This window comes from Kitasatospora sp. NPDC097643, assembly GCF_040302625.1.
Lineage (GTDB): Bacteria > Actinomycetota > Actinomycetes > Streptomycetales > Streptomycetaceae > Kitasatospora.
Map to the genome: position 1 here is coordinate 38,313 of NZ_JBEOSA010000057.1, position 23,289 is coordinate 61,601.

At 72.9% G+C, this 23,289-nt stretch carries 23 protein-coding genes and 1 riboswitch; of the genes, 10 read left to right on the forward strand and 13 right to left on the reverse strand.

The window, feature by feature from the left end:
- The first annotated feature begins 7 nt into the window (after positions 1 to 7).
- Positions 8 to 1,393 carry an 8-oxoguanine deaminase gene (locus ABTY15_RS29495; protein WP_350602018.1) on the forward strand — a complete coding sequence of 462 codons (1,386 nt, stop codon included), beginning with the start codon at positions 8 to 10 and terminating at the stop codon, positions 1,391 to 1,393.
- 182 nt (positions 1,394 to 1,575) lie between these two features.
- Here ABTY15_RS29495 and ABTY15_RS29500 read toward each other — a convergent pair whose 3' ends face one another.
- Positions 1,576 to 2,859, reverse strand: a complete 1,284-nt coding sequence (locus tag ABTY15_RS29500) for an MFS transporter (RefSeq protein WP_350602019.1) — start codon at positions 2,857 to 2,859, stop codon at positions 1,576 to 1,578.
- A 56-nt stretch (positions 2,860 to 2,915) separates the two neighbouring features.
- Here ABTY15_RS29500 and ABTY15_RS29505 point away from each other — a divergent pair, with 56 nt between their 5' ends.
- Positions 2,916 to 3,935: a winged helix-turn-helix domain-containing protein gene (locus tag ABTY15_RS29505; RefSeq protein WP_350602020.1), complete on the forward strand. Its 1,020-nt coding sequence runs from the start codon at positions 2,916 to 2,918 to the stop codon at positions 3,933 to 3,935.
- Positions 3,936 to 4,048: 113 nt separating this feature from the next.
- On the opposite strand, the gene ABTY15_RS29510 is transcribed toward ABTY15_RS29505, so the two are convergent.
- Positions 4,049 to 4,450: an allophanate hydrolase-related protein gene (locus ABTY15_RS29510; RefSeq protein ID WP_350602022.1), complete on the reverse strand. Its 402-nt coding sequence runs from the start codon at positions 4,448 to 4,450 to the stop codon at positions 4,049 to 4,051.
- Positions 4,451 to 4,593: 143 nt separating this feature from the next.
- Entirely contained in the window at positions 4,594 to 6,246 is a 1,653-nt protein-coding gene (aceB, locus tag ABTY15_RS29515; protein ID WP_350602023.1) for a malate synthase A, read from the reverse strand.
- A 265-nt stretch (positions 6,247 to 6,511) separates the two neighbouring features.
- Here aceB and ABTY15_RS29520 point away from each other — a divergent pair, with 265 nt between their 5' ends.
- Together ABTY15_RS29520 and ABTY15_RS29525 are read left to right on the forward strand one after the other, a co-directional pair.
- Positions 6,512 to 7,252: an IclR family transcriptional regulator gene (locus ABTY15_RS29520; protein ID WP_350602024.1), complete on the forward strand. Its 741-nt coding sequence runs from the start codon at positions 6,512 to 6,514 to the stop codon at positions 7,250 to 7,252.
- 185 nt (positions 7,253 to 7,437) lie between these two features.
- Positions 7,438 to 8,007, forward strand: coding sequence for a hypothetical protein (locus tag ABTY15_RS29525; RefSeq protein WP_350602025.1), 570 nt, complete (start codon positions 7,438 to 7,440; stop codon positions 8,005 to 8,007).
- A 134-nt stretch (positions 8,008 to 8,141) separates the two neighbouring features.
- On the opposite strand, the gene ABTY15_RS29530 is transcribed toward ABTY15_RS29525, so the two are convergent.
- Positions 8,142 to 9,428, reverse strand: a complete 1,287-nt coding sequence (locus ABTY15_RS29530; protein WP_350602027.1) for a glycoside hydrolase family 16 protein — start codon at positions 9,426 to 9,428, stop codon at positions 8,142 to 8,144.
- Position 9,429: 1 nt separating this feature from the next.
- A riboswitch (cyclic di-AMP (ydaO/yuaA leader) is annotated at positions 9,430 to 9,555 on the reverse strand.
- Between the two features lie 286 nt (positions 9,556 to 9,841).
- On the reverse strand, positions 9,842 to 11,173 hold the full coding sequence (locus tag ABTY15_RS29535) for an esterase/lipase family protein (RefSeq protein WP_350602028.1): 1,332 nt from the start codon (positions 11,171 to 11,173) through the stop codon (positions 9,842 to 9,844).
- 207 nt (positions 11,174 to 11,380) lie between these two features.
- On the opposite strand from ABTY15_RS29535, the gene ABTY15_RS29540 reads away from it, so the two are divergent.
- Positions 11,381 to 11,710: a MoaF-related domain-containing protein gene (locus ABTY15_RS29540; RefSeq protein WP_350602029.1), complete on the forward strand. Its 330-nt coding sequence runs from the start codon at positions 11,381 to 11,383 to the stop codon at positions 11,708 to 11,710.
- Between the two features lie 44 nt (positions 11,711 to 11,754).
- On the opposite strand, the gene ABTY15_RS29545 is transcribed toward ABTY15_RS29540, so the two are convergent.
- Positions 11,755 to 12,897: an alpha/beta hydrolase gene (locus ABTY15_RS29545; protein ID WP_350602031.1), complete on the reverse strand. Its 1,143-nt coding sequence runs from the start codon at positions 12,895 to 12,897 to the stop codon at positions 11,755 to 11,757.
- A gap of 193 nt (positions 12,898 to 13,090) precedes the next feature.
- Complete coding sequence (locus ABTY15_RS29550; RefSeq protein ID WP_350602032.1) at positions 13,091 to 13,705, reverse strand: TetR family transcriptional regulator; 615 nt, start codon at positions 13,703 to 13,705, stop codon at positions 13,091 to 13,093.
- 137 nt (positions 13,706 to 13,842) lie between these two features.
- On the opposite strand from ABTY15_RS29550, the gene ABTY15_RS29555 reads away from it, so the two are divergent.
- Positions 13,843 to 14,607 carry an SDR family NAD(P)-dependent oxidoreductase gene (locus tag ABTY15_RS29555; RefSeq protein WP_350602033.1) on the forward strand — a complete coding sequence of 255 codons (765 nt, stop codon included), beginning with the start codon at positions 13,843 to 13,845 and terminating at the stop codon, positions 14,605 to 14,607.
- A gap of 139 nt (positions 14,608 to 14,746) precedes the next feature.
- Here ABTY15_RS29555 and ABTY15_RS29560 read toward each other — a convergent pair whose 3' ends face one another.
- Positions 14,747 to 15,442, reverse strand: coding sequence for a TetR/AcrR family transcriptional regulator (locus ABTY15_RS29560; protein ID WP_350602035.1), 696 nt, complete (start codon positions 15,440 to 15,442; stop codon positions 14,747 to 14,749).
- A gap of 93 nt (positions 15,443 to 15,535) precedes the next feature.
- Between ABTY15_RS29560 and ABTY15_RS29565 the strand changes: the two genes are divergently transcribed.
- Positions 15,536 to 16,573, forward strand: coding sequence for a carboxymuconolactone decarboxylase family protein (locus ABTY15_RS29565; RefSeq protein WP_350602036.1), 1,038 nt, complete (start codon positions 15,536 to 15,538; stop codon positions 16,571 to 16,573).
- A gap of 52 nt (positions 16,574 to 16,625) precedes the next feature.
- Here ABTY15_RS29565 and ABTY15_RS29570 read toward each other — a convergent pair whose 3' ends face one another.
- Positions 16,626 to 17,120, reverse strand: a complete 495-nt coding sequence (locus tag ABTY15_RS29570) for a GNAT family N-acetyltransferase (protein WP_350602037.1) — start codon at positions 17,118 to 17,120, stop codon at positions 16,626 to 16,628.
- A gap of 80 nt (positions 17,121 to 17,200) precedes the next feature.
- Between ABTY15_RS29570 and ABTY15_RS29575 the strand changes: the two genes are divergently transcribed.
- Both ABTY15_RS29575 and ABTY15_RS29580 read left to right on the forward strand, forming a co-directional pair.
- Positions 17,201 to 18,478, forward strand: a complete 1,278-nt coding sequence (locus tag ABTY15_RS29575) for an FHA domain-containing protein (protein ID WP_350602038.1) — start codon at positions 17,201 to 17,203, stop codon at positions 18,476 to 18,478.
- A gap of 104 nt (positions 18,479 to 18,582) precedes the next feature.
- Positions 18,583 to 18,975 (forward strand): hypothetical protein, encoded by a 393-nt coding sequence (locus tag ABTY15_RS29580; RefSeq protein ID WP_350602041.1) that lies wholly within the window; start codon positions 18,583 to 18,585, stop codon positions 18,973 to 18,975.
- A gap of 10 nt (positions 18,976 to 18,985) precedes the next feature.
- Here ABTY15_RS29580 and ABTY15_RS29585 read toward each other — a convergent pair whose 3' ends face one another.
- The 4 genes from ABTY15_RS29585 to ABTY15_RS29600 form a co-directional block, all read right to left on the reverse strand.
- Positions 18,986 to 20,035, reverse strand: coding sequence for a phosphotriesterase family protein (locus ABTY15_RS29585; protein ID WP_350602042.1), 1,050 nt, complete (start codon positions 20,033 to 20,035; stop codon positions 18,986 to 18,988).
- A complete protein-coding gene (locus ABTY15_RS29590; protein ID WP_350602043.1) occupies positions 20,032 to 20,493 on the reverse strand; it encodes a carboxymuconolactone decarboxylase family protein in 462 nt (153 codons plus the stop codon). Before ABTY15_RS29590 ends, ABTY15_RS29585 begins: the two co-directional genes overlap by 4 nt.
- Positions 20,494 to 20,511: 18 nt before the next feature.
- Positions 20,512 to 21,096: a DUF4865 family protein gene (locus ABTY15_RS29595; protein ID WP_350602045.1), complete on the reverse strand. Its 585-nt coding sequence runs from the start codon at positions 21,094 to 21,096 to the stop codon at positions 20,512 to 20,514.
- 121 nt (positions 21,097 to 21,217) lie between these two features.
- Positions 21,218 to 21,784 (reverse strand): TetR/AcrR family transcriptional regulator, encoded by a 567-nt coding sequence (locus ABTY15_RS29600; RefSeq protein WP_350602046.1) that lies wholly within the window; start codon positions 21,782 to 21,784, stop codon positions 21,218 to 21,220.
- Between the two features lie 397 nt (positions 21,785 to 22,181).
- Here ABTY15_RS29600 and ABTY15_RS29605 point away from each other — a divergent pair, with 397 nt between their 5' ends.
- Complete coding sequence (locus ABTY15_RS29605; RefSeq protein ID WP_350602047.1) at positions 22,182 to 23,171, forward strand: aldo/keto reductase; 990 nt, start codon at positions 22,182 to 22,184, stop codon at positions 23,169 to 23,171.
- Positions 23,172 to 23,289 lie beyond the last annotated feature (118 nt).

Here is a 23,289-nt window from a genome sequence, read left to right on the forward strand (position 1 = left end):
TTACACCATGGCAGTCCAGCCCCCGCCCGCCGACCAGCGGATCGTCATCGAGAACGTCGCCATCGCCACCGTCGACGCCGACGACACCGAGTACGCCCGCGGCCACGTCGTCATCCTCGGCAACAAGATCGAGTCGGTCGGCGACGGCCCCGCCCCGGCCTGGCTGGACAACGTGGTGCGCCGGATCAACGGCGAGGGCCACCTGATCACGCCCGGCCTGGTCAACACCCACCACCACTTCTACCAGTGGATCACCCGCGGCCTCGCCCAGGACAACATCCTGTTCGACTGGCTGGTCGCGCTCTACCCGACCTGGGCCCGGATCGACGAGAAGCTCGTCCACGCCGCCAGCCAGGGCTCCGCCGCCGCCCTCCTCAAGTCCGGCTGCACCACTGCCTCCGACCACCACTACGTCTTCCCCAAGGACGGCGGTGACGTCCTCGGCGCCTCCATCGAGGCCGTCCAGGAACTCGGTCTGCGCTTCACCGCGCTGCGCGGCTCCATGGACCGCAGCAAGAAGGACGGCGGCCTGCCGCCGGACCACGCCGTCGAGGAGCTCGACGACATCCTGGCCGCCTCCGAGGCCGCCGTGGACAAGTACCACGACTCCTCCTTCGGTTCCATGCTGCACGTCGCCATCGCGCCCTGCTCGCCCTTCTCGGTCTCCACCGACCTGCTCCGCCAGTCCGCCGAACTCGCCCGCCGCAAGGGCGTCCGACTGCACACCCACGGCTCGGAGACCGCCGAGGAGGAGCAGTTCTGCAAGGAACTGTTCGGCATGGGCCCGACCGACTACTTCGAGTCCGTCGGCTGGCTCGGCGAGGACGTCTGGATGGCGCACTGCGTCCACATGAACGACTCCGACATCGCCAAGTTCGCCGAGACCGGCACCGGCGTCGCCCACTGCCCGTCCTCCAACGCCCGCCTGGCCGCCGGCATCGCCCGCGTCCCCGACATGCTCAAGGCCGGCGTCCCGGTCGGCCTCGGCGTCGACGGCACCGCCTCCAACGAGTCCGGCGAACTCGGCACCGAGCTGCGCAACGCCCTGCTGATCAACCGACTCCACGGCTACCCGACCGCCCTCACCGGCCGCCAGGCGCTGCGCCTGGGCACCATGGGCGGCGCCCGGGTGCTCGGCCGCCAGAACGAGATCGGCTCCATCGAGGCCGGCAAGCTCGCCGACCTCGCGCTGTGGAAGATCGACGGCGTCATGCACTCCTCCATCGCCGACCCGGTCGCCGCGCTCACCTTCGGCGCCCTGCCGCCGCTGGCCGTCCTCTTCGTCAACGGCAACGCCGTCGTCGAGAAGGGCCAGCTCACCACCGTCAACGAGGACCGGATCGCGCGCGACTGCGCCCGGGCCGCCAAGGAGCTCGCCGCCCGACCGGTGTGACCTCCCCCCGACTCCGGGCCGCCCAGGGACGGTGCGTGACCCGGACTCCGCGAACCAGCCCCTGACAGCCGGCTCGCGGACCACGGCCCCGGACCCACGGCGAGGGTCCGGGGCCGTGGCGCCCCCGTCCTGACGGACCGTCGGCCCGCTCCCACCCCCGTGGGGAGCGGGCCGGCGGTCCGTCAGCGGTCTTTCCCGGAGGCCGCCCCGCGTCCGGCGCTCTCCCGCGGGCGCACCGCGGCGGGCAGCGCGGCACCGGAGACGGTGAACAGCGCCGCCAGCACCAGCCAGCCGGCCGACCCGTGGGCGACCACCGTCAGGCTCATCACCAGCGGGCCGAGCACGTGCGCGGCGGCCTGACCGCTCATGAACACGCCCTGGTACTCGCCGTGGGCCCGCTGGTCCGCCAGGTCCAGGCTGAGCGTCCAACCGCCCGCCGAGGTCAACAGCTCGCCGAGGCTGTGGATCAGCGCCCCCGCGACGATCGCGGCGGCCGCCAGCGCCGCGGAACCGGAACCGGAACCGGAGCTCGAACCCGCGACCGCGTAGAGCAGACAGCCCGCCGCCAGCAGCAGCCCGCCCCGCGCACAGGCCCGGGCCGAGGTCGGCACATCGGTGATCCCCCGGCTCGCCCGCACCTGGAACAGCACCACCAGCAGGCAGTTGACCACGTTCACCACCGCGACCAGCGCGGGCGGGGCCCCCGTCGCCAGCACCACCCAGAGCGGGATCGCCACCGTGAGCACCGCGAGCTGGAGCTCCAGCACCGCGTGCAGCCCGGTGACCAGCAGGTAGCGGCCGTCCCGCAGGGCCGTCCGCCGCCCCGCCACGGCACGGCGCTCCCGCGCCGCGGCGGCCGCCCCGGCCGGTACCGACAGCCCGGCCAACAGCGCCGCCGCGCCTTGGAAGGTCAACGCGTCCAGTACCAGCACCGCCACGTACGCGGCGCGGCTGTCGGCCTGAAGTGCCAGCGCGGCGCCCGCGGAACCGACCACCAGCCCGGCGTTCATCACCGAGCGCAGCAGCGCCCGGGTGTGCACCTGCGTCTCGGCGGGGACGGCGCGGGCGATCAGCGCGCTGCGCACCGCCGCCCCGCCGCGCTCCAGCACCGTCGCGACGCAGGTCAGGGCGACGAACGCGGCGAAGGAGTGCACGAAGGCGTACCCGAGGACCGCGAGGGCCTCCAACGGGCCGGTCACGAGCAGCAGTCGACGGCTGCCGACCCGGTCGGCGAGCCGCCCCATCGGCACCCCGGCGAGGACCCCGCAGACGCCGGCGGCGGTGAGGCCGAGCGCGACCCGGCCGGGGGTCAGGCCGATCGAGCGGGTGAAGAACAGCACGCTGACGGTGGAGAAGAGGCCGTTGCCGACCGTGGTCACCAGGCTCATCAGGGCGAGCCGGCGCACCAACGGGTCGAGGCGCAGCAGACGGCCGACGACAGGCGGACGCACCGCGGTGGAGGTCATGCCCAGTAGGACAGCGGGCTTCCGGCGCGGGCGGAATTCTTTTACCGTTACGGTCAATGTTCGAGTTCCGCTTCGGCGTTGACGATCTCGCCGCCACCTGGTTCGCCTACTCCCCGCTCCAGGAGACGGTGTTGAGCCTGCGCGCCCGCAGGTTCGCGGGGTACTACCCGGAGCAGCAGCCGTGGATCGCCGGCTGGCAGTCGCGCTACGAGACCCTGGACACCGCGCTGTTGGCGTCCCTGGTGACGCCGAAGGCCTTCGTGCCGGACTTCCTGACGCCCCGGCCGTCCTCGCCCCACCCGGACTTCGCCGAGGAGCTCGCCGGGATGGCTGCCACCCCGCCGGAGGTGGCACGGGCGGACGTGCTGGCCGCCTACCGCAGCGACGGGAGCCCGGTGCCGCCGGTGCTCGCCGCACTGCTGGACGATCCCTCGGCACTGGTCGCGCGGGCGGCCGGGGAGCTGGAGGCGTACTGGGTCCGCTGCCTGTCGCCGACGTGGTGGCCGCGGGCGCGTTCGGTGCTGGAGGCGGACATCGCCTACCGGGGCCGGATGCTCTCCGAGCGCGGCGCGGAGGGGCTCTTCGCCGACCTCGACTTCCGGCTCTCCTGGCGGGCCGGGGTGCTGACGCTGAACGACTCCAACCCGGCGGTGCAGGCGCTGGGCACCTCGGTGGAGGTCGCCGGGCGGGGGCTGGTGCTGATCCCGACGCTGTTCGGGATGGGCGCGCAGACCGACATCACCCAGGTCGGGCCGCCGCTGATCTGCTACCCGGCGCGGGGCAAGGCCACCATGGGCGAGGGGCTGGTGGCCGGGCGGCCCGCGGCGGCGCCCGGGCCGCTGACGGCGCTGACCGCGCTGATCGGCGCGCCCCGGGCCCGGCTGCTGGCAATGCTGGAAACCCCGTCCAGCACCACGGAGTTGGCGCACCGGCTGGGCGTCACCCCGGGCGCGGTGAGCCGCCACCTGGGCGCGCTCGCGGCGGCCGGCCTGCTGGAACGCGCCCGGCACGGCCGCCGGGTGCTGTACCGGCGCAGCGCCCTGGGGAACGCGCTGGTGGCGGGTGGACGGGGTTGAACGAACAGATGACAGCTGACAACTTTCGTCATCTGTTATCTGTTCGCTGTTATCTGTTCGCCGTCAGCTGTCAGCTGTTTGCTGTCGTCTGTCCGCTGTTCGCTGTCCGCCGCTCAGGCCGTCCGCCCCAGCGTGGCCAGGTAGGCGCGCCAGCCGCCGTGGTGGGTGATCTCGCGGTGGACGCCGCGCTCGACCTCGCCGCGGGCGAGCAGCATGGAGAGGCAGGCGGAGCCGTCGTCGAGCTCGATGACGCCGAGCTCCAGTTCGCGCGGCTCACCGGGGAGGATGACGTCGCGCAGGTGCTCCAGGGAGACGTCGTACAGCTCGCCCTCGATGGCGGTGTCGGCGGCGGGGTCGGGCAGCAGGCCGGGGCAGACATCCGTCCCGCCGCTGTGGTCGATGGAGAAGAAGCGGTAGCCGGGGGCGGTGCGGGCGGGGCCGATCAGGGCGTCGGCCACCGAGGCGTGGAAGGGCCCGCCGACCATGGCCTGGCCGTTGAAGAAGATGCGTGCCACGGGTGAACTCCTCACCGGGGAAGCCGTCCCGTACGGCGGCGAGAGGACAGGTGGTTTCGTCGCCGTACGGAACGGAGCAAAGGGTCGGCGCGAGTGCTACAGCCTGGCAGGCGGCAGCGGTGGCGCCGGCGGATAGATTGGGCTCAGCCCAGTAGGGGAAGCGCGGGAAGGGTGAGGAAGTCCGCGAAGTCCTCGGCCAGGGCGACCTGTTCGAAGAGCTTGGCGGCCTCGCGCCAGCGGCCGGCGGCGTAGGCCTCGTCGCCCAGCTCGGCGCGGAGTTCGGCCAGCTCGGCGGCGACCAGGGTGCGGACCAGGTCGGCGGTGGCCTTCTCCCCGGTGTCGGAGAGGACGACGCCGTTGTGGATCCACTGCCAGATCTGCGAGCGGGAGATCTCGGCGGTGGCGGCGTCCTCCATCATGTTGAAGATGCCGACCGCGCCGAGGCCGCGCAGCCAGGCCTCGATGTAGCGGATGCCGACCTGGACGGCGTTGTGCAGTCCGGCGTGGGTGCAGGTGCCGCCGGCGCCGGCGATGTCGAGCAGCTGCTCGGCGGTGACCGGCTCGGACGGCCCCGGGTTGTCCTTCTGGTTGGGACGCTCGCCGAGGACCGCGTCGAAGGAGGCGCGGGCGACCGGCACCAGGTCGGGGTGGGCGACCCAGGAGCCGTCGAAGCCGTTGCCGGCCTCGCGGTCCTTGTCGGCCTTGACCTTCTCCAGCGCGGCGGCGTTGACCTCGGGGTCCTTGCGGCTGGGGATGAACGCGGCCATGCCGCCGATGGCGTGGGCGCCGCGCTTGTGGCAGGTCTGCACCAGCAGGCGGGTGTAGGCGGCCATGAACGGCGAGGCCATGGTGACGGCGTTGCGGTCCGGCAGGATGTAGTGCTCGCCGGCGTCGCGGAAGTTCTTCACGATCGAGAACAGGTAGTCCCAGCGGCCCGCGTTGAGGCCGGCCGCGTGGTCGCGCAGCTCGTAGAGGATCTCGTCCATCTCGAACGCGGCGGTGATGGTCTCGATCAGCACGGTGGCCCGGATGGTGCCGTGCGGGATGCCGAGCTGGGCCTGGGCGTGGGTGAACACGTCGTTCCACAGCCGGGCCTCGAGGTGGCTCTCGGTCTTCGGCAGGTAGAAGTACGGGCCGGAGTTGGGATCCTCGACGCCCTTGGCGAGCAGCCGGGCCGCGTTGTGGAAGAAGTAGAGGCCGAAGTCGAAGAAGGCGCCGGCCACCGGGACACCGTCGACGAGCAGGTGGTTCTCGTCGAGGTGCCAGCCGCGCGGGCGGACCACCACGGTGGCCAGTTCGGCGGCGGGCTTGAGGGTGTACGCCTTGCCGGCGGAGGTGGTGAAGTCGATCCGGCCCTCGAAGGCGTCGATCAGGTTGATCTGGCCGCTCACCACGTTCTCCCAGGTCGGGGAGGTGGCGTCCTCGAAGTCGGCGAGCCAGATCTTCGCGCCGGAGTTGAGGGCGTTGATGACCATCTTGCGGTCGGTGGGGCCGGTGATCTCGACCCGGCGGTCCTGGAGGGCGCGGGGCGCCTCGGCGACCTTCCAGTCGCCGGCCCGGACCTCGGCCGTCCCGGGCAGGAAGTCCAGCGTGCCGGCCTGCGCGATCTCCGCGCGTCGGGTCTTCCGCCTGCTCAGCAGCTCCTGCCGGCGGCCTTCGAACGCGCGGTGGAGGCCGACGACGAAGGCGACCGCCTCCGGAGTGAGCACCTCCTCCGCCCGGTGGACGCGCGGACCGGCGACAGTGACGACCGGAGCGGCAGGGGAGGTGCCGACGGGTCCCTGATCTGCAGCCATGAGCAGGACACTCCTAAGACGGTTGAGCCTGGCGAAGGGAGCTCCGGTGGGAACTTCCTTGATCGGAACCCGCCTGTCGACGAGTTCGATTCTGTAAGGTGGAGACTAGTTTCCGCGATACAGAATTTCAACGGTTTGTTGAGGTGATCGCAGGGACTCTACTCCTCCCCCGACAGCGAAGGGAACGCCGGTGGTTGCGACCCCCGACACAGCAGGGACGCCAGGCTCAGCATCGGCGACGGGCACCGACCGCGCGAGCGGTGGCGTGCAGTCCGTCGAGCGCGCCTTCCAACTGCTGGAGGCGCTGGCCGACTCCGGCGGAGTGGCCACGCTGAGCGAGCTCTCCACCAGTTCCGGCCTCCCGATGCCGACCATCCACCGCCTGGTTCGTACCCTCGTCCAGCAGGGCTATGTACGCCAGGACACCGCGCGCCGCTACACCCTCGGCCCCCGGCTGATCCGCCTCGGCGAGACCGCCGGCCGCCTGCTCGGCAGCTGGGCCCGCCCGTACCTGGCCGAACTCATGGAGGCCACCGGCGAGACCGCCAACCTGGCGGTGCTGGAGGGCGGCGAGGTGGTCTACGTCGGACAGGTGCAGTCGCGGCGCTCGATGCGGATGTTCACCGAGGTCGGCCGCCGGGTGCAGCCGCACTGCACCGGCGTCGGCAAGGCACTGCTGGCCCAGCTGCCCGAGGAGGAGGCGCGGGCCGTCCTCGGCCCCAACCCGCTGCCCGCGCACACCGAGTACACCGTCACCGACCCACAGGAGCTGCTCCACCAGCTCGCCGAGGCGCGCGAACGCGGCTACGTCGTCGACGACCAGGAGCAGGAGATCGGCGTCCGCTGCATCGCGCTCGCCGTACCGGGCGCGCCGACGCCCACGGCGCTCTCGGTCTCCGGCCCGGAGGCCCGGATCAGGGCGCTGGAGGAGCAGGCGGGAGCGTCCTCGCTGGTGCCGGTGATGCGTCAGATCGCGGCCCGACTGGGGCAGGTCCTCGCCCCCTGACGGGCAGTCAGCAGCGTGCCCGTGCACCGGAAGTCGGCTCGGTCGACTTCCGGTGCGCGGGTTCGTCCGTTCGGGCGGACGGCTGGCGGGTTGCACCGGGCCCCCGCGACCGCTCCGCCACCCTGGTGCGGACGCGGCCCGCGACGGCGCGGGCCGCCGGAACGCAAGGGCACGGGTGAGCGGCGATGGAGCGCAGCAGCGCGCGGAGTCGGGGATTCGGCGGGGCCGGGCTGGTCGCGGTGGTGGCGGCGGGCTGTGCGGCGGCGGTGCTGGCCGCCGGCCCGTCCTGGGCACTGCGGCGACCCGACCCCAGGCCGGTGGTGGACGTGGGCCCGGCCGTGGCCGCGGCGCCCTCGCACTCCGACCTGGAGGTGGTCCGGATCGACCCCGACGCGGTCGCCCCCGGTGGCACCACCACCGTCCACGCCTTCGTCGCCAACCGCGGCCCGGACACCACGGCCTCCTCGTTGACCGTCGTGGTCACCCTGCCGGAGGGCGTGACGCCGGAGGGCCCGTTCTTCCCGCAGGACTGTGAGGTGTTCCAGAACGGTCACCGGGTGCGCTGCGTCTTCGGGGCCGGGCTGAAGGAGGGCCGCAGCGCGACCGCGCTCGTTCCGGTCCGGCTCTCCCCGGACGTGCCGCTGGGCCCGCTGGACGGCGGCTGGGTCGCGGTGCGCAGCGCGGACGACAAGGACGAGCGCAACAACCGGCAGCCGTTCGAGCTCCGGGTGGTCGAGACGGACGACGAGTCCTGAGGCGTCGCACCGGAGCCGTCACGCCGGAGCGCTCGGGGCCGAGTCGTCGGGCCCGAGCGCTCCGGCGTGAAGCGTGGTCAGGGTGATCAGGGTGAGCTGTCAGGCCCGAGCGGCTGGGCCTGACAGCCCGGGTCTCAGCGGTAGACCCGGACGTAGTCCGCGGCGAAGCTGAGCGGGGTGGTCCCCTGCGGCGCCGGGTGGTACTGCCCCGCGCACACCGACAGGTTGAGGATCAGGTACGCCGAGAAGTTGGTGCCGACGCCCTTGCCGTCCGAGAACACCTTGACGCCGTTGACGTACCAGTCCACCGAGGTGGCGCCGTAGTAGGTGCCGATGGTCACCCACTGGTCCTTGGCGACGGCGCTCGCGTCGGTGTAGTACTTGGCGTTGCCCGGGTTGACGTGGTTGGTCAGCTCCAGCAGGTTCGGGTTGTCCGGGTGGTACTCGAAGGAGTCGATCTCCCCGTTGCCGTTCTTCCAGGTCCACAGGGCCGGCCAGGCACCGGAGCCGGACGGCATCTTGACCCTGGTCTCGGCGTAGTCGCCGGTCTTCACCTGGAAGCCCTCGCTGGAGCCCTCGGTGGTGAGGAAGCCCGCGTTCCAGGCCTGCTTGCCGTTCTCCAGGGTGTTGCCGCTGGGGCTGGCGGTGAAGGTGGCGACGCCGTTCGCGACGCTGACGTTGTTCTTGTTCAGCCAGTCGAGCTTGTTGTCGTCCGGGTTGTGGTTGCCGTACTTGTACGCGGTGCTCTTGTCGCCGACCCAGCGTGAGCCCCAGGTGATCGGGCCGTTGAACTCGTCGGACCAGGTCAGCGACTTGCCTGCGACCGGGGAGGCCGGGCTGGGGGTGGCGCTCGGCGAGGCGGTGGCCGTCGGCGACGGGGTCGGCGTGGCGGTCGCGGTGGGGGTGGGGGTGGGGGTCGGCGTGGCGGTCGCGGTCGCCGTGCTGGAGACCACCAGTTGCTGGGCGGGCAGGTTGTGCCAGGCGCCGCCGAGGTCCTGCCAGAAGCCGAACTGGCTGTACGTCCCGGCCGACAGGGTGCGCGCGCCGCTGGTGAACGTCAGCCCGCCCGGGCAGATCTGCACGTTGGAGGCGTTGCCGGGGAAGTCGAGGTTGGTGCCGGCCGCGTCGCGGACGCCCACGCCCACGGTCTTGGCGGTGAAGCAGGCCGAGGAGTGCAGGGCGAGCGAGGCCGTGCTGGCCTTGCCCGCGACCATGGTGGCCGGGGCGAGCCGGTCCTGGGTGACGGTCGGGGTGGTGGCCGTCGGGAAGGTCGCGGCCTGGGCGGCCACGGTCGCCGGCAGGCCGAGCAGGCCGGCGCCGCTGACGGCGACCGCTCCGGTGGCGGCGAGGGCGGCGAAGCGGCCGCGGCGGGACGGACGGGCGTGGCGGGGCGCGCGGCGCCGGAGGGCAGACTGGGGCATGGAGTGTCCTCTGCGACGCCTGCGAGGTGAGCTGTCGGATTCGGGCTGCAGTTGCCCGGCCGCCGGTGGGAGCGGCTTCACCCCTAGCCGCGGCCCGCACGCGCGAACGTGCGGGCCGGGCGCTGACCTTGGTTCCCCCGCTCCCGTCCGCTGTGGTGCTCGGTTGCCCGCCGGCGGGTGGACGGGACTAGGCGTCCCGGCGGCGGGGTCCGCGACGACAGCGGACGACCGTTGCAGGCTAGGCAGGCCGTCCGTGAACGGACAACCCGACCGGGCCCGTTGTCGTGCAGCTCACAGTGGTGTCGATCAACGACGCTGGGTGGCAGCGGAGTTGATCAACCTGGTGGGGCGGCACTGGCAAGGCGACGTCGAAGGGCGGCGCCGAAGGTGGCGTCGAAGGGCGGCGTCGCACGTCAGCCGAGCCAGGCCTCGATCTGGCTCGCGGCCTCCGGCGCCCAGGCCAGCTCCAGGTGGTTGAGGCCGCCGAGCAGCCGGGTGCCGCCGACCGTCCCGATGCCGGTGGTGTCCAGGGCGCTGGCGGTGAACACGATGCCGTCGCTCGGCCCGCGGTTCTCGTTCAGCACGCCCGGGATGTCGGCCGAGCCGCCCGCGAGCAGGTAGGTACGGACCGAGGCCGGGATCCCGGCCCGCTGCAACGGCGCGATCAGCGAGCCGGCGTCGACGGCGGCCTGGATGCCCTGGCCGGAGGTGTAGAAGCCCTGGCCGCCGTAGTACGTCGTCCACCAGTCCTGGGCGGTGGCGTCCACCCCGTACCGGCCGTCCCAACGGGCGAGCAGCTGGCGCTGGCCCGGGTAGCAGTCGTACCCGCCGCTCGGCAGCACGCCCAGGCAGGGCTGCGCGGTGTACGTCCCGTAACAGGTCATGTAGAGGTGCGGGGACGGCGCGTTGGCGGTGCCGCCGCAGGCCGGCCAGGTGGCCAGGTCGAACGACCAGCCGTGCGCGTAGACGTAGTCGAGCCCGCCGTTCGGTCCGCCCAGGGTGACCAGGCGGCGGACGTCGCCCGCGTAGGCCCGCCCCCAGGACGGGCGCACCGAGGACACGTACGCCCGCGCGGCCACCTCGCCCTTGCTCCACGCCACCACGTCCACCTGGGGCACCCCGAGGCGGGCCCGGATCAGCGCGACGGCGTCCCCGACCGCCTGGGCCTGGAGCAGGTTGTCGCCGTGCTTGTGGGCGAAGCCGATCGCGAAGACCCGGTGGCCCGTCCCGGCGAGGTACTGGGCGAGGCCGGTGGCGGGGCAGTCGGCGGCGCCGCAGGTGCCGCTCTCCCCCGGGTTCGCCCAGGCGCGGTCGGCGTTGTCGTTGGCGCCGTGGACGAGCAGGACGGGTGTGCCCCGGCTGCCGGTGTCCCAGCCGGTGGCGGAGTAGAGGAGGAAGCGGCCGGAGTACGGCTCGCCGGTGCCGCCGAAGTACGTCCGGCGGGCGCCGTCCTGGTCGCCGCGGCCGTCGGCCGGGTACTGCTCGGTGCGGAAGCCGGGGGTGGTGTCGAGGTAGCGCTCGACCTTGGCCCAGCCGTTGCCGGGGGCGGGGAAGGTGGCTTCCAGGGTGAGAGGGGCGGCGGTGGCCGCTGCCCGGGCCGGGGCGGGGGTGCCGAGGAGCAGGGCGGCGAGGGTGAGGAGGACGGTGAGGAGTGCGGCCGGCCTCGCGGCGGCGGCCGGTCTGGTGGGGACCGCTCGGGTGGGGACCACTCTGGTGGGGGTGGCTCCGGTGGGGGTGCGTCTCATGGGGGTGGACGGTAGGACCGGCCGGGGTGGTCGCCCATGTGCCGGTCGCACATCCGGCGGGCGGCCCGGTGGTGGACCGTGCCGTGGCGCAGTGTCGTCCGTTCCGCCCAGCCGGCACGCCCGGTCGGATAAATTGGAGGTCCGACATCTTCCGCAGTGCACAAGACCGCCGTGCACGGCCTCACAGGAGCGAGGAACCGCCCAGCCATGACCGCGTCCCTGCCCGCCTTCGCCGGCCGCACCTACCTCTTTCGGGCCGACAACGGCGCGGCCTTCCGCAACGCCTACTCGGCCGACGGCAAGCGGCTGCGCTGGGAGGGGCTCGGCGAGTCGGCGGGCCAGTGGGAGGACGTCCAGCTGCACGTCGCCGAGGTCGCCCCGGAGATCTACTTCGTCAGCTGGACGGAGCAGAGCGGGATCACCGTCAGCCACGTCATGGACCTCGGCCGGCTGACGGTGCGCGCGTTCTGGACCTTCGAGGGCGAGGGCGGCCGGGTCGGCGAGCTGCACACCGGCACGCTGGAGCAGGTCGCCTGAATCGACCGGTTTCCCTCCCCTCCCCGGGGGGCCTCGGGCAGGCCTCAGGCGGTCTGGTCCGGCACCTTGAGGTGCTGGGACAGCCACTCCAGCGAGGACGGCAGCAGCCGGCTCCAGGTCTCGAAGTTGTGGCCGCCGGTCTCCAGGTTGGCGTAGGAGACCTTCATCGGGCTCTGCACGGCGTCGACGAAGGCGTCGGTCTCGCGGCGGTAGTCGCCGTCGCCCTGCTTGGTGCCGGCCAGCAGGACCGACACCTTCGGCTGCGGCAGGTTCTTCAGGCGCCACATCAGGTCGGCCTCGTTGCGGCGCTGCTTGCTGCCTCCGAAGAGGTCCCCGGTGGTCGGGTCGTCGGCGGCCTGGTAGTAGCCGGACAGTGAGACGGCGGTGGGGAAGACGTCGGGGTGGCGCATGGCCAGCTTGAGGGCGCAGTAGCCGCCGGTCGAGTTGCCCATGAAGGCCCAGGCCTGCGGGTCGGTGGAGACCCGGAAGCTCGCCTGGATCGCCGAGGGGACGTCCTTGGTGAAGTACGTGTCGGACTGCGCGCCGCCCGGGATGTCCTCGCACTCGGTGTCCTGCGGCAGGGCGGGCGAGGGGCGCATCAGGACCATGACGGTCGGCTGCATCCGGCCCTCCTGGAGCAGCTTGAGCGCCGCGCCGGGGTAGTTGAACCGGGTGATCAGGTTCTCGGCGAGCCCGGGAAAGCCGGTGCTGACGATCACCGCCGGGAACTGCTTGTGCGCGTACTCGGGCTGGAAGTACTGCGGCGGGAGGTAGACGTACCCCTCGGTGGACAGCCGGGTGACGGCCCCGTCGATGCGCACCTTGCGGATCTCGCCGGACTGGCCGGGCTCGCGGCCCAGCGCGCCGCCGCCCTGGACGCTGGCGTGGCCGATCGTCTCGACGAGGAGCCGGCCGGAGGCGTCCGCCTTGTTGTGGATGACCACCGGGCCGTTGTCGCCGGTGCCCAGCAGGTCGTCCCAACTGCTGTAGAAGGAGAAGTAGTTGTTCGCCACCAGCCCGAGTGCGGCGAGCACCGCGAGCTGGGTCGCGAGCAGCGCGCCGATCCGGCCGAGCACGGCCTGCCAGGTCTGCCGGGCAAGTCTGGGCCACAGCCAGACCGTGCCGGCCATCATCACGACGGCGATCAATACGGTCAGCGCCAGCACCTTGTGGCTCGTCAGACCCATGTCCTACTTGCTCCCACGCCTCGAACTCCCCGCCCCCTCCGCTCAGGACACCCGGGAGGTCCCCCCGGTTCCCCCGCCGGGGCGCGTGATCACCCACCCTAGCGGGGTGGCGGAGGGGTGACAGATGACAGCGGACAGATAACAGACTTCAGATTTCGAAATCTGTTATCTGTCATCTGTTATCTGTCAGTTGTCAGGCGGCCCAGAGCCGCAGCCCCGCCGTGAGTTCGTCCATGCAGCGGGCGCCGAGGTCCTGCGGGGAGCCGGGGCCGGTGGCGGGGGCGTCGGAGCCGGCCCACTCCTCCAGCGCGACGCGGATCGCCGTGGTCGCGGCGGCGGCGGCCAGACGGATCTCCAGCGGGTCGGTCCCGTTCGGGCAGCGCTCGGCGAGAACAACGCGCAGCCGCTCCTCCGAATCGGCGTGCACGCGCTGCCAGGTGCCGTCGAGGCGGGGGTCGCGCAACAGGCTGCGGGTCCACTGCATCGCCTCGGCGGCGGAGTCGTCGGCCGGGGTCAGGGACGCGACCGCCGAGCGTCGCAGCGCCTCGCGGACCGGGAGGTCGGTCGCGCTCGCGGCGAACTGGTCGACCCAGCGCCGCCCGCCGGCCGCCAGCAGCGGGGCGACGGCGTCCTCCTTGACGGAGAAGTAGCGGTAGAAGGTGCGCAGTGAGATGCCCGAGGCGAGGGCGATCTCCTCGGCGGTGGTGGCCTCGACCCCCCGCTCGGCGAAGAGTGCGGCGGCGGTGTGGGCGATCTCCAGCCGGGTGGCGTCCCGGCGGCGCTGGTTCAGGGTGGGGCGTCCGGTCACCGGGCCAGCGTACGCGGGTGGGTGCCACTGTGACATGTCGCGCCGGGCTGGCACGCCAAGACTTATTGGCACGTTGTGCCACTTGGGCGTACCGTGTCTCTTGAGGTCGAGAGACCACGAACGAACGGAGTACCACCATGGAGCGCTTCAGCGGACGGAACGTCCTGATCACCGGAGGCGGCTCGGGCATCGGCCAGGCCACCGTGCACCGGATCCTCGCCGAGGGCGGGAAGGTCGTCGCCGTCGACGTCAACGAGGACGGCCTGAAGAAGACCCTGGACCGCGCCACTGCCGACGGCACCGCGGACCGCCTGACCATCGCGGTCCTGGACATCTCGGACGAGGCCGCCGTCGTCACGGGCGTCGCAGCGGCGGTCGCGCACCTCGGCGGGCTGGACGTCCTGGTCAACGCGGCCGGCATCCTGCGCTCCGCGCACACCCACCAGACCAGCCTGGAGTTCTGGAACCGGCTCCTCGCCGTGAACCTGACCGGCACCTTCCTGATGACCCGCGAGGCGCTCCCCGCCCTGCTCGCGAGCGGCGCCGGCGTGGTGGTCAACTTCAGCTCCACGTCCGCGAGTTTCGCCCACCCCTACATGGCCGCGTACGCCGCGACCAAGGGCGGCATCCAGTCCTTCACGCACGCCATCGCCGCCGAGTACGCGAAGCAGGGCCTGCGCGCGGTGTGCGTCGCGCCGGGCAGCATCGACAGCGGCATGACCAACAACCCCGGCCTGCCCGCCGACGCCGACTTCAGCCTGTTCGCCAAGCTCGCCCCCGCCATCGGCCAGGGCTTCGCGGGCCCGGAGACGGTGGCCGGCGTGATCGCGATGCTGGCCTCCGAGGACGGCGCGTTCGTCACCGGCACCGAGATCCGCATCGACGGCGGCACGCACATGTGACGCGCCGGGTCCGCACGTCACATCAGCGAGCCTGACAGCGGGGCCTGACAAACGGGGCCTGCCGGCGGGGTCCGTGCCACTCGATCGAGCGGCGCGGGCCCCGTCGGCGTTTCGTGGCATCGGCGGAGAACGGAGTTCGTCAGCCGAGGCCGCCGAGACCGCCGTGGCGGGCGGCGGTGAGGACGGCGGTGGCGGCGCGGTCGGCGGTGTCCGCGTCCACCGGTTCGGCGGTGATCAGGACCCGGAAGTAGAGCGGCGCGGCGAGGTTCTTGACGACCTCCGCCGGGTCGGTGCCGGGGGGCAGTTCACCCCGTTCGACGGCCCGGCGGACCACCGGTTCGGCCCGCCGCAGCCGGTCGTCGAAGATCCGCGACCGCACCTCGGCCATGGCCGGCACCCGAACGGCGTCCGACAGCAGGACGGCGAGCACGGCGCCGCCCGACGGTCCGGTCAGCCAGGCCGCCAGACCGCGGGCGAGCAGGCGCAGGTCCTCGTCGACGGAGCCGGTGTCCGGGATCGGGATGTCGGTGGCGATCTGCCCGGTCAGGGCGTCGACGATCAGGGTGTCCCGGTCCTTCCAGCGCCGGTACACCGTGGTCTTGTGCACACCGGCCCGCTGCGCGACCCCGTCCACGGTGAGGGCGGCGTAGCCGACGTCGGCCAGTTCGGCGAGCGCGGCGGCGAGCACCGCCGTCCGGACCTTCTCGCCGCGCCCGACGGCGGCGCGCGGGGCGGACGGGCCGACCGGGTTGGCGGGGTCGGCCGGGTTGGCGGGGTTGGCGGGGTCGGGGGCATCGGCGGGGTCGGCGGGGGCGGCAGGGTCCGGGGAAGACATTGCAACTCCTGGTTGCGTTAGGGCGGCGCGCGTGTCACGCTCACCGTATCGCAACTGGGGGTTGCGATAGCCGGATGTCTGGAGGGGACCCGTATGCCCACGCCCTACCGCCACACCACGCCCGTCCGTCCCAAGGCCGCCACCGGCCCGGTCGCCGCCGTGTACGCCCAGATGGAAGCGGACTTCCTGCTCGCCGACGGCCCGCTGATGAGCCTCTCCCCCGCCCCCACGGTGCTCGCCGCCACCTGGGCACTGCTGCGCGAGGCCGAACTCGCCGGAGCCGCACCGCGCACCGACAAGGAAGCCGTGGCCAGCGCCGTCTCGCTCGCCAACCGGTGTCCGTTCTGCACCGAGGCGCACGCCCTGCTGGTCCACGGCGCCGGCGGCCACGAACTCGCCGAGGCCGTCCGGGCCGGCACCGCGCCCGCCGACCCCGGGCAGGCCGCCCTGCTCGCCTGGGCCGCCGCCACCCGCTCACCGGGCGACCCGCTGCTGGCCCGGCCACCGTTCCCGGCCGCGCTCGCCCCCGAGTTCGTCGGGACGGCACTGGTCACCCACTTCGTGAACCGGATGGTCACCGCCCTCCTGGACGAGGAGGCGCTGCTGCCGAGCTCCCTGCGCCGCTCCCGCTACGTCCGACGGGCGGCCGCGCTGACCGTCGGAAAGGCCGCCCGGCGCACGGTGACACCCGGCGCCGGACTGACCGTCCTCACCGACCGGCCCTCCCCCGACGCCCCGGTGCCCGACTGGGCCGGGCGGGGCTCGATCGGGCCGGCCTTCCTGGCCCTGCGCACGGCCGCGTCCGGTGGCGGCGAGCTGCTGACGCCCGCCGCACGCTCCGCCGTCCGCGACACGCTGGCCGCCTGGGACGGGACCCACCCGCCCCTCGGCGGCGACCCCGTCGGCCCGCACCTCGCCGCACTCGCCGAACCGGACCGCCCTGCCGCCCGCCTCGCCCTGCTCACCGCCCTCGCGCCGTACCGGATCACGGCCGCCGACGTCGCCGCCTGGCGCGCCGTCCGACCCGGGGCGGACGACGAGGAGCTGACCCGGCTGCTCGCGTTCGGGGCCTTCGCGGCCGTCGAACGGGTGGAGGGGTGGATCGCCGGCGGGGTTGCGGTGGGGCGGTAGCGGTCGCGGCGTCGTGGGAGGGGGTCGTGGGTGGGGGGGTCGTGGGTGGCGGTCAGCGCAAGGGCTTCGCCATGACGAGTTCGCGTGCGGTTGCGGCGCGCAGGGGCTCACCGGGCTCCGTGAGGGGGACGAAGCCGTGGCGGCGGTACAGGGCGAGGGCGGGCTCGTTGCCGGGCAGCACGGCGAGGCGCAGCGTCGTACCGCCGGACGCGCGGGCCCAGCGTTCGACCTCCTCGATCAGGCGGTCCGCGACGCCCCGGCCGCGCGCCTTCGGTCCGACCCACACCGAGCGCAGCTCCCGTACACCGTCGGCCCCGGGCACCCCGCCCGCGAGGCCGACGGCCCCGACGCCTCCGGGTTCGTGCAGCAGGGCCGCGACCTGGTGGGAGCCCGGGAGGTGCAGCCGGGCGCGCCAGCGTTCCTCGCCGCCGTGGTGCCAGCCCGCGAGGCCCGCCTTGAAGGCGTGCGGCGCGTCGGTGAGGGCGGCGAGGCGCAGCTCGCGCCAGAGCGGCCAGTCGTCCGGCGCGAGGATCTTCAACGACAGCATGACCGCCACGCTAGGGGGTGCGCGGTGGCGGCGTGGTGGCCTTTACTGGAGAGGAGGGTTCCTCGGCAGGAGGTCGTGCCATGCGACCCACTCCGCAGAAACAGGACTTACCGCGACTCGTCGTCGACAGCCCGGAACAGCTGCGCGGCCAGGTCTACGAGCTGGCCGACAAGCCGATGCTGGTCGGGCGGGGCTCGGACTGCCAGATCCACGTGGGCGATCCCAAGATCAGCCGACGCCATGCGGTGGTGTGGTGGTCGGACGGTCACACCACCGTCGAGGATCTCGCGTCCACCAACGGCACCCTGCTGAACGGCCACCCCGTGTACGGGCAAACGGTGCTGCACAGCGGGGACGTGATCGACTTCGGGCCGTTCGAGGTGCATTACGAGGAGCCGCGCGATGCGGCCGCCACCGTCGTGGTGACGGACCCGGGGCACGACGTGGGGGCGTCGGACCGGACGGCCGGCCTGCTGAAGGCGGCCGCCGAGGGGTCGAAGGCCGCCGCCGAGAGAGCGAAGGCGGCTGGGGCGTCCAGCCTTGCGTCGGAGCCGGAAGGCGGTCCGGCGGCCGGTCCGGCAGGCGGTCCCGCTGCCGACGCGCCGATGGGGTCCGCCGGCCTGGAGGGACCGACGGAGCCGTCCTCGCGGGTGCCCGGAGCTCCGCCGAAGCGGTCCGAGCCGCCGTCGAAGGCGTCCCGGGTCCGGCCGAAGGTCTCGGAGGCACCACCGGAGGCCCCTGAGGTACCGCCGAAGGCCACCGACGTACCACCGAAGGCCGCCGACGTACCGCCGCCCAAGCCGACGGCACCGCCGCCGAAGCCGTCCGAGCCGCCGTCGGTGAAGCCCGGTCCGCGCTACGACGTCGGACAGCAGGGCGCCAACGGGAACCTCAGCAATGTCGCCGGCGACCAGTACAACAACCCGCACTACAACGTCGGACGGCAGGGAGCGGGCGGGAACCTCAGCAATGTCGCCGGAAACCAGTACTACAACCAGTACACGACCTACGTTGGCGCGGACCAGCGGCGGGAGATCTTCTTCCGCCGGATCGCGGACATCCACACCAGGGCCCGGCACCTGGTCCTGGTCGGCCTGCTGCTGCTCCTGATCGGCGCCGGGGTGTCCGGCTGGGCCATGGACGGCGTGGATCCCGACGACACGAACCCCCTGCTGTCCCAACTGGTCCACGCGAAGGCCGGCAACGTACCCGTCGGCGGGCTCGGCCTCGGGACGTCGATCACCGGTCTCGTGCTGCTCGTCGTCGGCATCACCCTGCACGTCGTGGCCATCGTGCGGGTGCGGCGCTTCGAGCAGAGGCAGTCCCAGCAGGAGCAGCGGTACGGGTCGTACACCTAGCCGCAGCCTGTGCCCGGTGACCGGCGTCCGATGCCGAGCGCCCAGTTGGCCAATACCCCGTTACCCAATGCCCCGTTGCCCAGTGTCCGCGGGAGGCGAGTCCCATGGTCTTCAACATCGGAAGTCAACAGGCCGGCGTGATCAACAACGTCGCGCAGGACCAGCACGTCCATGACGGACAGTCCGGCGCCATCTCCGTCGGCGCACCGGAGCTGACCGAACTGCTCGGCACCCTGCGGGAGGCCGTCGGCCGCGAACAGCTGCCACCCGCCGTCGCGCCCCAGGTCGCGGCCGAACTGGACGCGGTCGGCCAGGAGGCCGCTCAGCCCGAGCCCGACCGGGAGGTGGTCGCGGACCGGGTCACCCGGGTCACCCGGCTGCTGCGCGAGGCCGGAGCCGCGGTGACGGCCGGCACCAGCCTGTTCGCGGCGCTCTCCGGCGTCGCCGGCTGGCTCGGGACCCTCGGTCAGCCGATCCTGCACCTGCTGGGCGGGTGAGTGGGTGGTGCTAGCTCCTCCGACCCGTGCGCGTGCGCGTGCGCGTGCGCCAGGGGACGGCGAAGGCGGCCGCGGGGTTGCGGGTGAGGAGGAGGTCGGCGAGCTCCGGGCCGAAGGTGCGGGACAGGCGCGGCAGGAGGTCGGTGAGCAGACGGGTGGGGCCCTCGGCGCGCCGGGCGGTGCGGGTGGTGGTGTCGGCGCCGAGGAGGAGTTGGGAGGCGTGGCCCGCCTCGACGAGGTCGGCGATGAGGTCGACGGCCTGGTGATCGGTCGGGTGTGCGGACCGGGAGGGGCTGTCCAGCGCGAGGTAGACGCCCTCGGCGGCGAGTTCGCGGTGCAGCCGTACGTCGGGCAGCCGGGTGAGGTGACCGAGGATGATCCGGTGGGGCGGGACGCGGTGCCGGGCGTGGAGCCACTGGGTCACGAAGAACGGATCGGCGGCGGCTTCCAGGTGGACGGCGATCGGCGCGCCGGTGGCGTGGTGCGCCTCGGCGGCCGCGGTCATCACTTGGCGGGTGTGCTGAGTGGTCGGCCCGGCGTCGCAGGCGACCTTGATCAGGCCGGCCCGGACGCCCCCGGGTGCGCCGGGCCGTTCGCTGGTCAGGGCGGTGGTTGGGCCGGTGGTCGATCCGATGGTTGGGCCCGTGGTCGATCCGGTGGTCAGTTCGGCGGTGAAGCGTTCGGCGAGGCCGTCGTAGAGGGCGGGGAGGGCGCCCGGGTCGTAGTGGACCGCCTGGTGCAGGCCGGTGGCGGCGATGACGTTCACGCCGGTCGCCCGGGAGAGGTCGGCGAGGGATTCATCGCCGCGGCCCATGCCGTACGGGGTCCACTGGACGAACGACCGCCCACCGGCCGCGGCGAAGGCGTGCAGGACGCCCTCTGCGCCCTGTGCGTCGTCGAGTTCCTCGCCGGGGAGCAGGGGGCTGCGGATGAAGAGGTGGTCGTGGGAGTCGGTGACGCCCAGTTCGGCGGGGTCGAGGTCGCCGAGGACCGTACGGATGGTGGGGGCTACGGGGTCAGGGGTGACGGGGTCAGGGGCGGCGGGCCCGGGCACGGTCATGCCCGGTCCGCCCGCTGGGTCTCGGCGAACGTCGCGGTAGCGACGCGCAACCCGGCCAGCGCCTTGGGGACGCCGACGTACGGGGCGAGGTGGACGACGACCTCGATGATCTCCTGCTCCGTCAGCCCGATCCGGAGGCTGTTGCGGACGTGGTCGGCGAGCTGCGGCTCCACGCCACCGAGGGCGGTGAGGACGGCCAGGTTGGCCACCTGACGGTCGCGCAGGGTGAGGCCGGGGCGCTGGTAGGTGCCGCCGAAGAGGCTGGTGACGATCCAGTCGGCGAAGCCGGGGGCCGTGCCGTCCAGGCCGTTGAGAGTGGCGGCGGCGGTCGGGCCGGCGAGTTCGGCGAGGAGGGCGTAGCCGGCTTCGCGGTCCAGCCTGGCGGGGACGAGGTCGGCGGGAATGAGGTCGGCGGGGATGGGGTCCGCAGGCGTGGTGGGCATCGGGGTGGTGGGCATCGGCGTGGTGGCTCCTTGTTACCAGTGGCGGCCGGCGGGCAGCCGGTCGAGTTCGGGGCTGGAGAGGTGCAGCACCTGGTAGCGGGTGCCGGGGACGTCGTCCGGGGCGGGGCCGGACCAGAGGGCGAAGCGGAGCAGTTCCCAGCGGCTGGGGTCGACGGCGACGGCGGCGGTGTGCAGGCCGGGCCGCGCGGCGTCCGGAGCGAGTTCGGCGAGGGCCTGCTCGACGGCCTCGGCGGGGTCGGCGGTCTCGGGGAGCCGGACGGTCTCACGGATGGCGCTGGTCGGGGTGCCGGCGTCGGCGCCGTGGGCCAGACCGGCGCCGAGCCAGTGTCGGACGGCGGGGCGGCCGAAGGCGGTGCTCACGCCACGGAAGCCCGGGCTCCAGAGGAAGCTGTTCATGCCCTCGGCGGTGCGCCAGAGGTAGAACGGCGCGTACTGGTTGACCTGCGAACCGTCGCGGCCGCGCTCGCGGACCAGGTACGCCTTGAGACCGAGGCCGGGGTAGGCGTCGAGCAGGTGGCTCTTCTCGGCGACGCGCTTGTGGATGATGCCCATGTCGTAGTCGGCGGGGAGGGTGATCTCGTACTGCATGGCGTGCACGGCGGGGTCTCCTCGGTCGGCGGTTCGCGAGGCCGGTCGGTGGAACTGGTCGGCGCGGCTGGTCGGCGGGGTTCGTTCGCGGGGCCGGTTCGGGCGGCTGGTTCGGTGGCTGGTGCGCGGGTCAGGCCGTGCGGTGGGCGGCGAGGAGGCCGAGGGCGCCGCGGACGGCCTGCTCGAACGGCTCGGCGCTGTCCGCCGCGCGGGCGAGGACGTAGCCGCCCTGGACGACGGCCGCCACGGCGGCGGCCGTGTCCGCCGGGTCGAGGTCGGGGGTGAACTCGCCGGCGGCCTGGCCCTCGGCGACCAGGTCGGCGATCCGGCCGCGCAGCCAGTCAAAGGTCTCCTGCACGGGGGTGCGCAGCCTGGGGTCGGCGACGACGTCCGGGTCCTGGGTCATCCGGCCGATCCGGCAGCCGCGCAGCACGTCGCGGTCGCGGCGCAGATAGGCGGCGATGCGGTCGTACGCGGTGCCGGGGGCGGACAGGTCGGCCTCGACGGCGGCGCGCATCTGCTCGGCGGTGCGTCGCAGGGCGGCGGCGGCGAGGTCGGGCTTGCCGGTGAAGTGGTGGTACATGCTGCCCTGGCCGACACCGGCACGCTGCTGGATGGCCTTGGGGCTGGTGCCGACGTAGCCGCGTTCCCAGAGGAGTTCCTGGGTGCTCTCGATGAGACGGTCCTGGGTTGCCATGTGGATCACTGTACATACCAGTAGGTACAGAGCGCCAGGGTTTCAGGGATTTCCGGCAGGAACCCGGCCGCGCCCTCGGATCGGGGCGCCGGATACGGCCTCGGATAGGGATCCGGATACGGCCTCGAATACGCCTCCGGATACGGCCGAGGGCCGTGCGCCGCCCCCCGGCGGCCACGGCCCCTCGCCCGTTCCTCCCCCTCCCCCGCCCCGCCGGACGCCATTCCGCCCCGGACGGTGGCGAGCATCACGTCGTGCGGATGCTTACGGCCACTCCTGAACAACCTGCGCCGGAGCGGCCGCTGTCGTCCCGTCAGTGCACAAGCCGACGCCGCCTGCGACCGTTCCGCCGAACACCCCTCGGCGTCCGACCGCGACGGCTGGCAGGATGTCCGGCATGAGCTACCTCGCCGCGGATGACCGCTATGCCTCGATGACCTACCGGAAGGCGGGCCGCAGCGGCGTGCAGCTGCCCGCCGTCTCGCTCGGGCTCTGGCACAACTTCGGTGACGCCCAGCCGCTGGACGTGCAGCGCGCAGTGCTGCGCCGCGCCTTCGACCGGGGCATCACGCACTTCGACCTGGCGAACAACTACGGCCCGCCGTACGGCAGCGCCGAACGCAACTTCGGCTACCTGTTCGCGCAGGACTTCCGCCCGTACCGGGACGAGCTCTTCATCGCGACCAAGGCCGGCTGGGACATGTGGCCCGGCCCGTACGGCAACGGCGGCAGCCGCAAGTACCTCCTGGCGAGCCTGGACCAGTCGCTCGACCGGATGGGACTGGACTACGTCGACGTCTTCTACTCCCACCGTTACGACCCGGAGACGCCGATCGAGGAGACGATGGGCGCACTGGACAGTGCGGTGCGCGCCGGCAAGGCGCTGTACGCCGCGATCTCCAACTACCCGGCGGAGCAGCACCGGGAGGCGGTGGCGATCCTGCGCGAGCTGGGGACGCCGGTGCTGCTGAACCAGTCGGCGTACTCGATCCTCAACCGGTACGTGGAGGAGGGCGTGCTGGACGCGGTGGGTGACACCCAGACCAGCCTGATCGCCTACTCCCCGCTGGCCCAGGGCCTGCTGACGGATCGTTATCTGTCAGGTGAGGTGCCGGCCGGTTCGCGGATGTCGGTCGGGAGGTTCCTGACGGAGGAGGCGCTCACCGGGGCGAAGCTGGAGCAGCTGCGGGCGCTCAACAAGATCGCCGAGCGCCGCGGGCAGACGCTGGCGCAGCTGGCGCTGTGCTGGGTGCTGCGGGACCCGCGGGTGGTGTCGGTGATCATCGGCGCGAGCAGCGTGGCCCAGCTGGACCAGAACATCGATGCCCTGGCGGGCGGGCCGCTTACGGCGGAGGAGCTGACGGAGATCGACCTGCTCAGCCGCTGAGGGGTACGGCGCGGACGATGGACGGCGAACAGGTGACAGATTTCGAAATCTGTTCGCTGTTATCTGTTATCTGTTATCTGTCGGCTGTCACCTGACATCTGTCCGCCGCCGGCTGCCA